Source organism: Saccharopolyspora sp. 7B (assembly GCF_020177435.1).
Lineage (GTDB): Bacteria > Actinomycetota > Actinomycetes > Mycobacteriales > Pseudonocardiaceae > Saccharopolyspora_C > Saccharopolyspora_C gregorii.
This window is the reverse complement of the sequence record NZ_JAIUKC010000010.1, coordinates 24,843-40,212: the sequence shown is the minus strand read 5'-3', so window position 1 is coordinate 40,212 and position 15,370 is coordinate 24,843. Positions and strand designations below refer to the sequence as shown.

The following is a 15,370-nucleotide window of genomic DNA, read 5'->3' as shown; positions in this document are numbered from 1 at the left end:
CCTCCCCGTGCCGTGCGGTCGTTCGTTCCTTTTTGCGCTGACTTACGAACCTTGACCGGCGTTCACGTGCGCGGATAGCTTCCGATCGGTTCATGCCGGTGCGCTGACGACCTGCTCGGAGACGCGCGGCACACCACGAGAAGCTGGGGGCTTCAGCGCGGTGTCACGCGAGGCGTGGCACACGCTGAGTTTTCGCGGTTTTCTCGCCGTTTCTCTTGTTCCGCGGAACCGCCACGAGCGCGTGCCGCCAAGTTAGGGGGAATCCGCGCATGGTCGTCGACATCGGACGGTGGAGCAGCGTGACGGCGCTGCTTCGCCACCAGGCCGCGTCCCGCCCTGGGCAGGACGCGGTGGTGCGTGTCCACGACGCGAGCGCACGGGAGGCCGACCACCTCAGCTACGCGACGCTCGACGAGCGCGCCCGCACCGTCGCGGTGTGGCTGCGGGAGCGTTTCGCGGTCGGGTCACGAATTTTGCTGCTCTACCCACCGGCCGATTTCACCACCGGATTCCTCGGGTGCCTCTACGCGGGAATGGTCGCGGTGCCCGCCCCACTGCCGGGGCGGTACCACCACGAGCGGCGACGGGTTCGGGGCATCGCCTCCGACGCGGGCGTGAGCGCGGTGCTGACCGACCTCATCAACCTGGACGCCGTCGCACGCTTCGCGGGCGAGCAGCTGGGCGAGATCGACGTCCTCGCCACCGACTCCGGCGGCATCGCCGATCCCGCGAGCTGGACCGCCCCGGCGACGGTGCGGGACGACATCGCGCTGTTGCAGTACACCTCCGGCTCCACCGGATCGCCCAAGGGCGTCGTGGTCAGCCACGCCAACCTCCTCGTCAACGCCGAAGCGCTCTGCACCACGCTCCAGGTGGAGGACGGCACGCGATTCGGCGGCTGGGCACCGCAGTACCACGACATGGGGCTGATGGCGCAGACCCTGCCCGCGCTGTTCCTCGGGAGCACCTGCGTGCTGATGAGCCCGACGTCCTTCCTGAAACGTCCGCACCAGTGGCTCCAGATGATCGATCGCTACGACGTGGCGTGGTCGCCCGCGCCGAACTTCGGCTACGAGTTGGCCGCCCGGCGCACCAGTGACGACCAGGTGGCGGAGCTCGACCTGTCCCGCTGGCGGTACGCCGTGAACGGCTCCGAGCCGGTTCGGGTGTCCACGATGGAGGAATTCGCGGAGAGGTTCGCCCCCGCGGGTTTCCGGGCCGAGGCGCAGTGCGCCTGCTACGGACTCGCGGAAGCGACGGTGTTCGTGTCCGGCTCGGCTCCTCGCGAGCCGGTGACCGCCCGGGTCGCGCGCGGCGAGCTCGACCGCCACGTGTTCGCCCCGGTCCCCGGAGACGCGGCCGGCCGGGCGCTCGCCAGCAACGGCTTCGCCGCCGAGAGCTACGACGTGATCGTCGTCGATCCGCTCAGTCGCGAGGTCCTGCCGGAACGCGCGATCGGTGAGCTGTGGCTGCGGGGTGCCAGCGTCGCCCACGGCTACTGGAACAACGCTGCCGCCACCGAGCGGACCTTCCGCGCCACAACCGCGGACGGCGACGGCGAGTTCCTGCGTACCGGGGATCTCGGCACCGTGGTGGACGGCGAACTCTACGTCACCGGCCGGTTGAAGGAGATGCTGGTCCTCCGTGGACGGAACCTCTACCCGCACGACGTCGAGCAGGAAGTCCGCTCGCAGCATCCCGAACTGGGCAACGTGGGCGCGGTGTTCGACGTCGACGTGCCCGGGGACGACGCGGCAGTCGTGATCACGCACGAAGTGCGGGGCAACCCGGCACCGCGAGACCTCGCGGAACTCGCCACCGCGATCAGGCGGACGGTGTCCCGCGAGTTCGGTGTTCCGGTCGGTGGAGTGGTGCTGCTGGGCAGGGGAGCGGTGCGGCGGACCACCAGCGGCAAGATCGAGCGCGCACAGATGAAGTCCTCGTTCTGCGCGGGCGAACTCGAAGCCCGGTATGCGGAAGTGGACTCGCGCCTGCCGGGCCGGTCAGTGCGGGCACCCGAGCACACGGCGGAGACGGCGGTAGCCGGATGAACACGAGTCGAGCGCAACTCCAGGCGTGGCTGGCCGAACGCGTGGCCGCACTCCTGGACCGGCCGCCGTCCGAGATCGCGGTCGAGGCGGAGCTCGGTGATTACGGGCTGGATTCCGTCCGGGCAGCGGCGCTGGTCGCGGAGATCGAGGACGGTTGGGACCTCGTGCTCGACCCCGCCGTCGCCTGGGAACACCCGTCCGTCGCCGCCCTCGCGAGCCATCTGGCGGAACTCGGCGCAAACCCCCGCTGAAGCCGAGCCAAGACCGTGGGCGCGCCCACCCGTTCCATCCGAGGAGAGTGCACGGTGCCGAAGTCCGAGGCCGGGTTCGCGTTGTCGGCCGCGCAGCAGGGCGTGTGGGTCGCCCAGCAACTACAACCGGAGACGTCGCTCTACCACTGCGCCGTGTACTTCGAGATCGAAGGCGCGCTCGACGCCGATCGCCTGCGACGAGCCGTCACCCGGGCGGTGGAGGAGACCTGCGCGCTGCGGATGCGGTTCGAGTCCGATGTGGACGGCGTGCGCCAGGTGCCGCGCGCCATGACGGCCACGTTGACGGTCGTCGACTGCGAATCGGTGGCGGAGTGCCTCGAGTGGATGCGTGCCGAGGTTCGCGCGCCCCAGGACTGGGAGCACGGCGCGTTGTTCGCACACGCGCTGCTCCGTGCGCCCGGGCGGGAATTCCTGTACTTCCGCTACCACCACATCCTGATCGACGGGTGGGGGCAGACATTGCACTGCCGTCGCATCGCGGACCTCTACACTTCGTTCGCCGACGGCTCGCCCGACGTGGAGCCGGCGGTCGCACCGTTCGGTGAGTGGGCGGAGCTGCTCGCGGAAGAAGAGGCGTACCGCGCCTCGCCCCGGCACGACCGCGACCGCGAGTACTGGCGCGGTGCCTTCGCCGACGAGCCGATCCCGGCCGTCTTCGACGACGGCTCGGCACCTCCGGCCCACGGCGAACTCACCGACACCGTGTGGCTCGACCGAGTCGATGTCGAGGCCATGCTGGCGGTGGCGCGTGCGGCCAGGACGCGGTGGCCCGTGGTCTTCTTCGCGGCGATGGCCGCCTACGTGCACCGAAGCACCGGTGTCGAGGACGTGGTGCTAGGACTGCCGCTGTCGGCGCGGACGACACCGGCCGCGATGACCACGCCCGCGATGATGTCCAACGAACTTCCGCTGCGCGTGCCGGTCGGCCCGTGGCGACGATTCGGGGAACTGGTCGGGGACACCGCCCGGCAGGTGCTGCGCGCGATCACGCACCAGCGGTACCGAGGCGAGGACCTGCACACCGAACTCCGGCGAGGTCGCTCCGGGGCGTCGGCGAGTCCGGTGGTCAACGTCGTCACCTTCGACCAGACCGTTCAGTTCGACGGGCACGAGGTGGTCGCGCGGCAGCTGTCCACCGGCCGGGTGCGCGACGTGTCGGTGCACGCCTACGGAACCGCCGACGGTTCGAGCGGTGTCCGAGTCGACTTCGACGGCAACCCGCACGTGCTCGACGGCGATGCCGTGCGCGCACACCGGGATGGTTTCCTGAGCTTCCTCCGCACACTTCTGTCCGAGGTGGACGAGCCGATCGGCGGGTTGCCCGGACCGGACGACGATCGTCGTCGCGCCGCACTCGAACTCGGCTCGGGCGAGACCGACGACGGTGCCGCGGTCCTGCTCCCGGACCTGTTCGCCCGGCAGGCGCGGGACACTCCCGATGCGCTCGCGCTGTGGTCGTCCGACGCGCGGATGTCCTATCGGGACTTGGACGCCGTCACGAACCGGCTCGCCCGGTATCTGCGTGCTCGTGGCGTCGGCGCGGGATCGTTCGTCGCGCTCGTGCTGCCGCGCTCGGTGGAGGCGGTCGCCGCGATGCTGGCCGTGCTGAAGTCGGGCGCCGCGTACGTGCCCGTCGACCAGGACCATCCGGCCGAGCGGGTCCGGTACGTGATCGACGATTGCTCCCCGGCGCTGATCCTCACCTCCGACGAGGCGGCGGGCTCGGTGTCCACCGGGGACGCCGAGGTCGCCGTCCTCGCCGAAGCGCTCGCCGCCCCGGAATTCGCGGCACTGCCGTCGTACGCCCTTTCGGACGCTGATCGCCTCAGCCCGATCAGCCCGCGGCACCCCGCCTACGTCATCTACACGTCGGGATCCACCGGGCATCCCAAGGGCGTAGTCGTCGAGCACCGGTCGGTGGCCGGGTACCTGGCGCGTGCTCGCACGGCCTACCCCGGCGCGGGCGAGTCCTCCTTGCTGCACTCTCCGCTCGCCTTCGACCTCACGGTCACCGCGCTGTTCACCCCGCTGGTGAGCGGCGGATGCGTGCGCCTGGCGGACTTGACCGAGTCCGAGGTGCGCGCGGCGGGACGGCCGGCATTGCTGAAGGCGACGCCGAGCCACCTGGAGATGCTGGAGGCGTTGCCGGACCAGGCTTCCCCGAGCGGATGCCTGATCCTGGGCGGCGAGGCCCTGTTCGGCGGTGCGCTGGACTCGTGGCGGTCGCGGTTCCCCGACGTGACGGTGTGCAACGCCTACGGACCCACGGAGGCGACGGTCAACGTCACCGAGCACCGGCTCGAACCGGGAGTGCCGACGCCGTCCGGCGCGGTGCCGATCGGACGCCCGTTCCCGAACAGCCGTGCCTACGTTCTCGACGGCAGCCTGCGCCCGGTGCTCCAGGGCACGGCGGGGGAGCTGTACGTCGCCGGTTCCGTGCTCGCGCGGGGTTACTGGAAGCGGCCGGCCCTCACGTCGGAACGGTTCGTCGCGGACCCCCACGGTCCCGCCGGTTCGCGGATGTACCGCACCGGTGACCTGGTGCGCTGGAACGAACGCGGGGAGCTGGAGTTCGTCGGCCGTGCCGACTCGCAGGTGAAGGTGCGTGGATTCCGCATCGAACTGGGCGAGATCGAATCGGCGCTGCTGCGCCACCCCGGTGTGGGCCAGGCGGTGGTGCTGCTGCGCGAGGACCAGCCCGGCGACCAGCGCCTGGTCGCGTACGTGGTGGCCGACACCGGAGCGGAGACGGCCCACGAGGTGCGGGAACACCTCCGGCGGGTGCTGCCGGAGTACATGGTTCCCACCGTGACGGTCCTCGCCGCGCTGCCGTTGAACGCCAACGGCAAGGTAGACCGCAAGGCGCTTCCGCAGCCCACGACGACCACGCGACCGGCCGGCCGTGGTCCGCGCGGCCCCGAGGACGAGCTGTTGTGCGGGCTGTTCGCGGACGTTCTCGATGTGACCGGCGTGAGCATCGACGACGACTTCTTCGCCCTCGGCGGGCATTCGCTGCTCGCGACGAAACTGGTCGCGCGGGTCCGGGCCACCTTCGGGGTGGACCTGCCGATCCGGCAGCTCTTCGAGTCGCCGACGGTGGCCGACCTCGCAGCGCTGATCGGCGGGGCGGAACGGATCGGCGAGCTGCCACCGCTCGACAAGCGGGGACGCCCGGATCGGGTGCCGGTCTCGTACGCCCAGCACCGCTGGTGGTTCCTCGACAGCCTCGACGGCGGCAGTGCGACCTACAACATTCCCGTGCCACTACGTCTGACCGGTGACCTCGACGTTCCGGCGCTCCACCGTGCGCTGTCCGATGTGGTGGCAAGGCACGAGACGTTGCGCACCGTGTTCGCGGAAGACGACGACGGACTGCACCAGATCGTGCTCCCGGTCGCCGAGTCCGCGACGGCTCTGCCGGTGGTGCGCGTCGACCGGAACGACCTCGACGAGGAGCTCGTGCGCGCGGTGCGCGAGCACTTCGATCTCACGGTCGACCCTCCGCTGCGCGCGCGGCTGTTCGACGTGGTCGACGCTCCGGCCGAGCACGTGTTGCTGCTCGTCGTCCACCACGTCGCGGGTGACGGCTGGTCCATGCAACGCCTGGTGCACGACCTCACCATCGCCTACACCGACCGGCGCGACGGACGTGCGCCCCGTTGGCAGGCGCTGGCCGTGCAATACGCCGACTTCTCCCTGTGGCAGCGGGAGGTTCTCGGTTCGGAGAACGATCCCGGCAGCGTCCTCGCTCGACAGATGGCGTTCTGGCGCGAGGAGCTCCGGGACGCCCCCGACGAGTTGCCGCTCCCGGCAGACCGGCCGCGCCCCGCCGTCGCCTCCCATCAGGGCCGGCGCCTGGAGTTCGAGATCCCGGCCGCGGTGCACGAGGGTGTCCGCGCCCTGGCGAGGCAGAGCCGCACGAGTGTCTTCATGGTCGTGCAAGCCGCTTTCGCGGCGTTGCTGTCGCGGATGGGGGCGGGCACGGACCTCCCGATCGGCATCCCGATCGCCGGACGGACGCACGGTGCCGTCGACGAACTCGTCGGTGTCTTCGTCAACACCCTGGTCCTGCGGACCGACACCTCCGGCGACCCCGAATTCCTCGACCTGCTCGACCGGATTCGGAACACGAACCTGGCGGCCTACGCGCACCAGGACGTTCCGTTCGAGCGGTTGGTGGAGGCACTGCAACCGACGCGCTCGCTGTCGCGCCACCCGCTGTTCCAGGTGATGTTGAGCTGGCAGAACACCTTTCGCCAGGACGGGCTCGACGCGGTGAATGCGGCACCCGGGGTGCAGGTGGAGTTGCTCGACACCGATACCGGGGGCGCGGAGTTCGACCTGTCGATCGACCTCGGGGAGACGTTCTCGCCGGACGGCGCGGCGGCGGGTCTGGAAGGCGGGGTGCGTTACAGCAGCGATCTCTTCGACCCCGAGACGGCGCTGCTCATCGCCGCACGACTCCAGCACGTGCTGGAACACGTCATCGCCGAGCCGAACCGCACGCTCTCGACGCTGGACGTCCTCATACCCGGTGAGCGGCAGCGGACCCTCGTGGAGTGGAACGGTTCCCGGGACGAAGCGGAGGGAACCTGGCCCGAGCTGTTCGAACGGCAGGCGGCCGAAACCCCCTCGGCGACCGCCCTCAGGTGGTGGGACGGCGAACTGTCCTACGCGGACCTCAACGCGCGAGCGAACCGCCTGGCGCGGCACTTCGTCAGTCGAGGAGTACGGCCCGATTCCGTCGTCGCCCTCGCCTTGCCGCGTTCGCCCGAACTCGTCGTCGCACTCCTCGCGGCCATGAAGGCCGGAGGAGCCTACGCGCCGATCGACACCACCCAACCGTCCGACCGGATCGGCCTGATCCTGGAGGACACCGAGCCGGTGCTCGTGGTGACGGACTCCGCGCACGTCCGGCTGCTTCCGAGGACCGCGTCGCCGGTGCTGTTGTTGGACGACCCAGCCGTTGAGTCCGCCGTCACGGGCTGCGCCGGGACCGACCTGTCCGCGACCGAGCGAGGAGGGGTGCGGTCGCGCGGTCGCGCCGCCTACGTGATCCACACCTCCGGGTCCACGGGTCGGCCCAAGGGGGTGGTGGTGACTCATGAAGGCGTCGCGAGCCTCGCTCGGACCCAGATCGCCGCCTTCGAAGTCGACGAATCCAGCAGGGTCCTCCAGTTCGCGTCGCCAGGATTCGACGCGTCGGTCTCCGAGATGTGCATGGCGCACTTGTCGGGTGCGTGCCTGGTGCTGCCCGCCGAGGGGAGCCGGAACCCCGGCGACGCACTCCGGCGGCTGCTGGAGGACGAGCGGATCACGCACGTCACGCTGCCTCCGGCGGCACTGGCGGTGATGCGGCCGGAAACCGTTCCCCAGGGGCTGCGCGTGGTGTCGGCCGGCGACAGCCTGCCCGCCGAGGTCGCCACCCGCTGGGCTCGCAACCACACGCTGTTCAACGCCTACGGTCCGACCGAGACCACTGTGGACGTGTCGAGCCGTCGTTGTGAGCAACCGGTGACCGATCCCGTTCCGATCGGTGTTCCTTCGACCAACACCACGGTGTACGTCCTGGACACCGGACTGAGGCCGGTGCCGATCGGCGTGCACGGAGAGCTGTACGTCGCGGGTTCCGGGCTCGCGCGCGGGTACCTGAACAGGCCGGGACTCACCGCCGAGCGATTCGTGCCTGATCCTTTCGGGGCACCGGGCTCCCGGATGTACCGCACCGGTGACGTGGTGCGGTGGAACCGGCACGGCGAGCTGGAGTTCGCAGGGCGGACCGACGACCAGGTCAAGATCCGCGGTTTCCGGGTCGAGCTGGGTGAGATCGAGTCCGTCCTGCAGGGACACCGCGACGTCCGGTACGTCGTGGTCGTGCCGCGTGCTGACGGCTCCGGCGGGACGCGCCTGGTGGCCTACGTGGTGTGCGAACGGCCTGTCGCGGACGCGGACCTGCGGGCGCACGTGGAGGACGGGCTTCCCGACTACATGGTTCCCGCGGTGTTCGTGCCGCTGGACGAGATGCCGTTGACCGTGGCGGGCAAAGTGGATCGGGCCGCCCTGCCGGCACCGGAGCAAGTGGTCCGGACGCACGGGCGCGGGCCGCGCACTCCGCAGGAGGGGCTCCTGTGCGAGCTGTTCGCGGACGTTCTCGGGCTGCCGCAGGTCGGCATCGATGACAACTTCTTCCATCTGGGCGGTCATTCCCTGCTCGGTACGACACTCGCCGGTCGCATCCGGTCGGCCTTCGGCGTGGACGTCACGATCCGCCAGTTGTTCACCGCTCCGACCGTGGCCGGCCTGGCCGCCGTGATCGAGACGAGCACCGGTTCGTCCCGGCCACCGGTCGTGGCCCTGCCGCGTCCCGAGCGGCTACCGTTGTCGTTCGCCCAGCAGCGGTTGTGGTTCCTCAACCGCATGGAGGGGCCGCGTTCGCAGTACAACACGCCGGTAGCGCTCCGGATCCCCGGCGCGGTCGACCACGCGGCGATGCGAGCGGCGCTGTCCGATGTGGTCGAACGCCACGAGTCGTTGAGAACGGTCTTCGGGGAAGACGACGAGGGGCCGTTCCAGGTCGTGCTGGCACCGGAGTCGGTACGACTCGGTTTCACCACGGTCGAGGTGTCCGAGAGCGACCTGCGAGGCGAACTCGTCTCGCACGGACAGGTCGGATTCGATCTCGCGACCGACATTCCCCTGCGCCCCACTCTTTTCGTCGTGCATTCCGACGACGACCCGAATCACGTGACCGAGCATGTGTTGTTGTTGTTGGTGCATCACGTGGTGTCGGATGGTTGGTCGTTGGGTGTGTTGGCGGGGGATGTGGGGTGTGCGTATTCGGCTCGGGTGTGCGGGGGTGTGCCTGGGTGGGGTGTGTTGGGTGTTCAGTATGTGGATTTTGCGTTGTGGCAGCGGGGGTTTTTGGGTGTTGAGGGGGATGCTGGGAGTGTGATTGCGGGGCAGTTGGGTTATTGGTCGGATGTGTTGTCGGGTGTGCCGGGTGAGTTGGTGTTGCCGGTGGATCGGGTGCGTCCGGTGGTGTCGTCTGGTGTGGGCGGGTCTGTGGAGTTCGGGGTTTCTGCGGGTGTTCATGCTGGTGTGGTGGGGTTGGCGCGGTCTGTGGATGCGAGTGTGTTCATGGTGGTGCAGGCGGCGTTAGTGGTGTTGTTGTCGCGGTTGGGTGGGGGTGTTGATGTTCCGGTGGGGTCTCCGGTGGCGGGTCGTGTTGATGAGGCGGTGGGGGGTGTTGTCGGGTTTTTCGTGAATACGTTGGTGTTGCGGGTGGATGTGTCGGGGGATCCGTCTTTTGTGGATGTGGTGGGTCGTGTTCGTGAGGTGGATTTGGGTGCGTTCGCGCATCAGGATGTGCCTTTTGAGCGTGTGGTGGAGGTGGTGAATCCGCAGCGTTCGTTGTCGCGGCATCCGTTGTTCCAAGTCATGCTCACCTTCGACAACACGGCCGTCGAAGGCGCGGTCGAGGCGATGGCCGACCGTTTCGGTCACGGGGCGACCGCCGAGGTCGTCGACATCGGCTCCGCCAAGTTCGACCTCATGTTCGGCTTCGGCGAACGACGGCGCCAGGACGGATCACCGGACGGGATGCGGGGGCTGCTCCAGTTCAGCGCCGATCTGTTCGATCGCTCCACGGCAGAACAACTGACCCAACGCCTGGTTCAGGTCCTCGAAGAAGTGGTCGCCAACCCGCACCTGCCGGTGAGCGCCGTCGACGTGCTGACGGACGAGGAACGCGGCGCCCTGCTCGGTTCCTGGAGCGACACCGACCACCCCACCGAGGGCGGATGTCTCCCACAGCGGTTCGAGCAGCAGGTGCGGCGGACACCCGACCGCGTCGCGGTTCGCTTCGACGAGGTCGACCTGTCATATCAGGAGGTCAACGAGCGTGCGAACCGGCTCGCACGGCTGCTGGTCGAACACGGGGCGGGGCCGGAGCGGCGGGTCGCGGTGGCCGTGCCGCGTTCTCCCGAGCTGGTCGTCGGCCTCCTCGCCGCGCTGAAGTCCGGCGCGGCCTACGTACCGATCGACCCGGACCATCCCGCGGAGCGCATCGCGTTCCTGCTCGGCGACGCTCGTCCGGACGTCCTGCTGACGACCGAGGAGACCGAGCGGTTCCTCCCGTCCACGAGTGGCGGGGTGCCCCGCATCGTCGTGGACTCGGTGGAGGTCCGCGCGAACCTCGATCAGCGCGACGGATCCGATCTCGCCCTGATCGGATCCGACGCCGTGCTCCCCGGCAATCCGGCCTACGTCATCTACACCTCGGGTTCGACCGGGCGACCGAAGGGCGTGGTCGTCGATCACGCGGGGATCGTCAACCGGCTCGACTGGATGCAGGCCGAGTACGGGCTGGAGGCGGACGACCGGGTCCTCCAGAAGACACCGACAGGTTTCGACGTGTCGGTGTGGGAGTTCTTCTGGCCGCTGATCACCGGAGCGAGCCTGGTGCTGGCCGCGCCCCTGGGGCACCGCGACCCCGCGTACCTCGCCTCCCTCATCCAGCGCGAGCGCGTCACCACGGTCCACTTCGTCCCTCCCATGCTGGCGGCCTTCCTCGACGTGCCCGAGGCCGCGGAATGCACGACGTTGCGCCGCGTCCTGTGCAGTGGCGAAGCGTTGCCGGGCGATCTGGCGAAGAGGGGCAGGGCCGTCCTGGACACCCGGTTGGACAACTTGTACGGCCCGACCGAGGCATCGGTCGACGTCACGTGGTGGCAGTACGAGGCAGATCGCGGTGACGCGGTCGTCCCGATCGGTCGTCCTGTGTGGAACACCGCGGTCCGCGTGCTGGACGACAAGCTCGACCTGGTCGCCGGCAACGTGGCGGGCGAGCTGTACCTCTGCGGAGTTCAGCTCGCGCGCGGATACTTCGACCGGCCCGACCTCACCGCTGACCGCTTCGTCGCCGATCCGCACGGAGCCCCGGGTGACCGGATGTACCGGACCGGCGACCTGGCCCGGTGGACCTCGGGCGGCTACCTGGAGTTCCTGGGGCGTGCTGACGACCAGGTGAAGGTTCGCGGAATGCGGGTCGAGCCGGGTGAGGTCGAGGCCGCGCTGCGCGAGAACCGTGACGTGTCGTCGGCGGTGGTCGTCGCCCGTCCCGACGTGCATGGCGAGGACCGGCTGGTCGCGTACGTGGTAGCCGTCGACCCCGACCTCGCGCCTCGTCCGGAGGACGTGCGGACCGCCTTGCGAACAGTCCTGCCGGAACACATGGTGCCAGCGGCGGTCGTGCTCCTGGACGCGTTACCGGTGACGGCGAACGGGAAGCTGGATCGCGCGGCACTGCCCGAACCGGACGGCGAACACCGACCGGAAGGCCGCGCGCCGCGCACCGTCGAGGAAGAACGGTTGTGCGAGTTGTTCGCGGAGGTTCTCGGTACGGAGCGGGTGAGCATCGACGACGACTTCTTCGCGCTCGGCGGCCACTCGCTGCTCGCGACCCGTCTGGTCGGCCGGATCCGCTCGCTGCTCGGCGTGGAAACCGGGCTGCGGCAGGTGTTCGAGACTCCCACCGTGGCCGGCCTTGCCGAGGTGCTCCAGGACGCTGGTGCCGCTCGTGCCGGAGTCGTCCGCGTACGGCCTAGGCCGGCGCGGATTCCGCTGTCCTTCGCGCAGCAGCGGCTGTGGCTGCTGCACCAGCTCCAGCCCGGAGCCGCCTACAACCTGCCGATGGCGATGCGGCTTTCCGGTTCGCTCGACCTCGATTCCCTCCGATCCGCACTGTCCGATGTGGTCGGACGACACGAGTCGCTTCGCACGGTGTTCGCCGAGGACGCCGACGGCCCGTTCCAGGTCGTCCTCGACGCCGAGCAGGCCGCGGCGGAACTGACCGTGGTCGACGCGGACGAGGCGGATCTCCGTGCCCTGTTGGACGAGGAGGTCCGCCACTGCTTCGACCTGTCGGCCGCACCGCCGCTGCGCATGACCTTGTACCGCGTCGGACCGGACGAGCACGTGTTGTTGTTGTTGGTGCATCACGTGGTGTCGGATGGTTGGTCGTTGGGTGTGTTGGCGGGGGATGTGGGGTGTGCGTATTCGGCTCGGGTGTGCGGGGGTGTGCCTGGGTGGGGTGTGTTGGGTGTTCAGTATTTGTATTTTGCGTTGTGGCAGCGGGGGTTTTTGGGTGTTGAGGGTGATGCGGGGAGTGTGATTGCGGGGCAGTTGGGTTATTGGTCGTATGTGTTGTCGGGTGTGCCGGGTGAGTTGGTGTTGCCGGTGGATCGGGTGCGTCCGGTGGTGTCGTCTGGTGTGGGCGGGTCTGTGGAGTTCGGGGTTTCTGCGGGTGTTCATGCTGGTGTGGTGGGGTTGGCGCGGTCTGTGGATGCGAGTGTGTTCATGGTGGTGCAGGCGGCGTTAGTGGTGTTGTTGTCGCGGTTGGGTGGGGGTGTTGATGTTCCGGTGGGGTCTCCGGTGGCGGGTCGTGTTGATGAGGCGGTGGGGGGTGTTGTCGGGTTTTTCGTGAATACGTTGGTGTTGCGGGTGGATGTGTCGGGGGATCCGTCTTTTGTGGATGTGGTGGGTCGTGTTCGTGAGGTGGATTTGGGTGCGTTCGCGCATCAGGATGTGCCTTTTGAGCGTGTGGTGGAGGTGGTGAATCCGCAGCGTTCGTTGTCGCGGCATCCGTTGTTCCAAGTCATGCTCACCTTCGACGACGACGATCAGCAGACCGCCCTCGACGCGGCGCACGGAATGCACGGCCTCCGCGTGTCACCCCAGCCCACCGACACCGGTTCGGTGAAGTTCGACCTCGGTTTCACCGTGCGCAGCGCTCGCGCCGAGGACGGCTCACCGGGCGGACTCGCCGGCGTCCTGCACTACAGCGACGACCTGTTCGACGAGGAGACCGCGAGAACCATCGCGCGGCGCTTCGAAATCCTGCTCGACGCCGCCGTGCGCGACGCGCGACGTCGGGTGTCCGACCTCGACGTGTTCCTGCCGGACGAGCAGGAGGCCCTGCTCCACGGAGAGTTCGGCGAGGAATGGCGTCCCGTCGTCGACTCGTTGGGTTGGTCGGAGGCCGCCCCGCTGCTGCACTACTTCGTGCTCGATTCGGAAGGGCGCCTCGCGCCCACGGGAGTCGCCGGCGAACTGCACGTGGCCGGCAGCGGCGTCGAGCGCCTGGCGCTCGCCCCGGCAGCGGCGGTCGCGGCTCCGACCGGACTCGTCCACGACGTGCTGCACCCCACCGGCGTCCGCGTTCGCCGCACCCGTCGCGGTGCGGTCGAGGCACTCGGGTCACCCGACGCCGTCGACGTGGACCGCGGTACCGAGGTCGCTGGTGCCGGGTCGTCCGGTGGGCGCGTCGAGGACGTGTTGCGCGGGCTGTTCACCGAGGTCCTGCATCGTGAGGACGTCCGGCCGGACGACGAGTTCTTCGCCTTGGGCGGCGACAGCATCCTGTCCATCGAACTCGTCAGCCGGGCGCGCCGCGAGGGCCTCTCGATCACGCTGCGGCAGGTGTTCGAGCACCAGACCGCCGCTTCGCTCGCGAGCGTGGTCACCGACGCCCGTGCCGTGGCGGTCGACGGCGAGGACGCGGTAGGCACCGCGCCGGTGCTCCCCATCGCCCGGTGGTTCCTCGACCGCGGTGGCCCGATCGAGCACTTCACGCAGACGCAGGTCGTGACCGTCCCCGCGGACCTGGACCTCGACGCGCTGATCGACACGTGGCAGGTGCTGCTCGATCGGCACGACGCCCTGCGGATGACGCTGACGGGAACCGGCGAGGGTGCGGAGATGGACGTTCCTCCCACCGGAGCGGTCGTGGCCGCCGAGTGCGTCCGCCGGGTCGACGTGTCCACCGAGGACTCGGACGGACGTGGGGCGGCGGTGCGGGAGCAAGCGGTGCTGGCCCGCGAGCGGATCGATCCCGAAGCCGCGGCGATGGTCGCGGTGGTGTGGCTCGACCACGGCCGCGACGAGCCAGGCCGGCTGCTGATCGTGGCGCACCACCTCGCGGTGGACGGTGTTTCCTGGCGCATCCTGCTCGGTGACCTGGCCGAGGCGTACGCGGCCTCCGCGCGGGGTGAGCGGCCGGTGCTGCTCCCGGTGGGTACTTCACTGCGGTCCTGGGCGCGGCGGCTCACCGAGATCGCGACGCTGCCGGTGCGTCGCTCGGAGACCGCGTTCTGGTCCGACGTGGTGGACACCCCGGACCCGCTGCTCGGTTCACGGGCCTTGGACCCCGCGCGGGACACCTACGGCACGGTACGGCGCTGGCGGAGCACTCTCGGGCCGGAGGTGACCGGAGCCGCGCTGGCCTCCGCTCCGGCGGCGTTCCGGGCGGGCGTCGACGACGTGCTGCTCACCGCGCTCGCGGTCGCCGTGACCGCCTGGCGAGCGGACGCGGCCCGCGGCGGTGGGTCGGTGCTCCTGCTCGACGTGGAAGGGCACGGTCGCCAGGAGGACGTCGTCGGCGATGCGGACCTCTCCCGGACCGTGGGGTGGTTCACCGATCTGCACCCGGTCCGCCTCGACCCGGGTGAGGTCGATCGCGCGGACCTGCTCGCCGGTGGCGCGTCCGCGGCTACCGCGGTGCGCCGGATCAAGGAGCAACTTCGCGGGTTCCCCGACCGGGGCATGGGGTACGGACTGCTCCGCCACCTCGATGCCGAGACCGGGCCTGCGCTGGCGCGGGGCCGTGCACCGCAGGTGGCGTTCAACTACCTCGGCCGCTTCGACGCGCCTGGTCCGGTCGAGTGGGGGATGGAGCTCGGTCTCGACACCGGGCCGGACCAGCATCCTGATCTGCCGCTGCCGCACGTGATCGAGCTCAACGCCGGTGTGGTCGACGGCGAGGACGGCTCCCGCCTGGTCGCGAGCTGGAACTGGGCAGGGGGCCTGCTCGGCGAGGAGTCCGTGCGAACGATCGCGGACCTCTGGTTCCGGGTGCTCGAAGGCCTGGTGTCGCATGTGGACCGGGTCGGCGACCGGGGCGTGACCCCGTCCGACGTGGGCCTGAACGCGATCGACCAGGACGAGATCGATGAGTTCGAGTCCGAACTGCAAGCCGGCTGGGGGAGCTGA

Annotated in this window: 3 protein-coding genes; all 3 read left to right on the top strand. The window is 69.5% G+C overall.

Translation table 11 applies throughout. From position 1 onward, the window contains the following. Positions 1-269 precede the first annotated feature (269 nt). From LCD33_RS01880 to LCD33_RS01870, 3 genes are read left to right on the top strand one after another with little or no spacing between them, the layout of a single operon-like run. Positions 270-2,051: a fatty acyl-AMP ligase gene (locus tag LCD33_RS01880; RefSeq protein WP_224955851.1), complete on the top strand. Its 1,782-nt coding sequence runs from the start codon at positions 270-272 to the stop codon at positions 2,049-2,051. Then, positions 2,048-2,302: an acyl carrier protein gene (locus tag LCD33_RS01875; protein ID WP_224955852.1), complete on the top strand. Its 255-nt coding sequence runs from the start codon at positions 2,048-2,050 to the stop codon at positions 2,300-2,302. Before LCD33_RS01880 ends, LCD33_RS01875 begins: the two co-directional genes overlap by 4 nt. A gap of 15 nt (positions 2,303-2,317) precedes the next feature. Further along, the gene (locus LCD33_RS01870) at positions 2,318-15,370 is read left to right on the top strand and encodes a non-ribosomal peptide synthetase (RefSeq protein WP_308011211.1); all 13,053 of its coding nucleotides are present in this window, start codon (positions 2,318-2,320) and stop codon (positions 15,368-15,370) included.

Coding starts and splice junctions, on each gene's coding strand:
- LCD33_RS01880 (WP_224955851.1), top strand. CDS start 270: ATGGTCGTCGACATCGGACGGTGGAGCAGCGTGACGGCGCTGCTTCGC.
- LCD33_RS01875 (WP_224955852.1), top strand. CDS start 2,048: ATGAACACGAGTCGAGCGCAACTCCAGGCGTGGCTGGCCGAACGCGTG.